At 69.2% G+C, this 1,248-nt stretch carries 1 protein-coding gene; it reads right to left on the minus strand.

Annotated elements, in window-relative coordinates; all coding sequences use genetic code 11:
- Window positions 1-759: AraC family transcriptional regulator (locus AB0G02_RS41010; protein WP_360806194.1), on the minus strand; the 759-nt coding region annotated here is incomplete at its 3' end.
- Between the last annotated feature and the right edge of the window lie 489 nt (window positions 760-1,248).

Raw genomic sequence — 1,248 nt, forward strand, 5'->3', positions numbered from 1 at the left:
CCGGAAGTGCCGGTTGAGCTGGCTCTGGTCGCAGTAGCCCAGCGTGGCGGCCACCTCGGCCACCGAACGGCCCGTCACCAGCATCGCCATGGCCCGGTCCAGCCGCAGCAGGGTGCGGTAGCGGTGCGGGGGGACGCCGTAGGTCCGGCGGAAGCTCCTGAGCAGGTGGTGCTTGCCGCACCCGGCCACCGCCGCGAGCTCGTCGAGGCTGACGTTGGCGTCCAGCCGGTCGTGCAGGACCTCCCGGACGCGTCGCAGCGCCGGGGGACCGAGCGCGGGGTCGGGCGGGCCGGGAGCGGACGCGTGCCTTGTGACGAGGTCGTCGAGCAAGCAGGTCAGGGCCGACTGGAGGGCCAGCCGGTCCTCACCGCGGGTGAGGCCGCGGTGCAGTGCGGCGATGCCGTCGAACAATCCGCGGTCGGGGTAGGCGAGTCGGCGGAACCGCGGCAGGCCGGAGGCGCCGCGCGGCATCACTTCGGCGTCCACCAGCAGCAGGTCGAACTCCGCCCTGGCCTCGTTCCCGCCGAGCGCCTGCACGACCTCGTCCGGCTCGACCACCGTCACCGCGCCCGCGGCGCCCGCCTCCTGCTCCCGACCGCGGTGCCGCACCAGCGGAGGGGTGCCGCTGTGCCTGATCTTGATGGTGTAGCTGCTGCTCAGGGTGAACTCCGGGCGGGTGTAGTTCGGGATGCGCCCGGACAGCACTTCGACCCCCGGCAGGTGCGGAGGACGCCACCTGCGCAGGTACGGCTCGTCCATGTCAATTCCGCCCTAGTTGGTGTTCCGGCCTGGTCATACGGTGGACTCGAAGTCGTCGAAAGGCCCGGACCCCGACGGAGAAGGTAGAGCGCCGATGGTCGAGCCAGTCGAATCCCAGTGCAGCAGACCTGCCCCGGTCGTGGCGCCTTCCCGGGCGACCTTGGCACTTTCGGGCCGAATTCGGGCGCTTTGTTACTGATCGAGCCATCGGGTCGGTTCGCGCAATCGCTCCCGTTGGCCTGCGGCGATGGTCTAAGACTCGCCGAATCACGGTGTTCGAGCGTCTCGGATGGTGAACTCATCGCAGAGGTTGCCCATGCGGCTGTCGAAGCAGTCCAGACCCGTCGTATTGTCCGTCCACAGCGGTTCGAGGATTACTCGCATTCGTCGCGGGTGTACCGGATGACGCCATTGAGGGTCATATCGTCGTGGGATTCGCTGACCGTCGAACGCCGGACAGCTCCGACCGGTGGTGGGAGCCTGCTGTGC

The sequence above is a fragment of the Actinosynnema sp. NPDC023658 genome, assembly GCF_040639995.1.
Classification (GTDB): domain Bacteria; phylum Actinomycetota; class Actinomycetes; order Mycobacteriales; family Pseudonocardiaceae; genus Actinosynnema.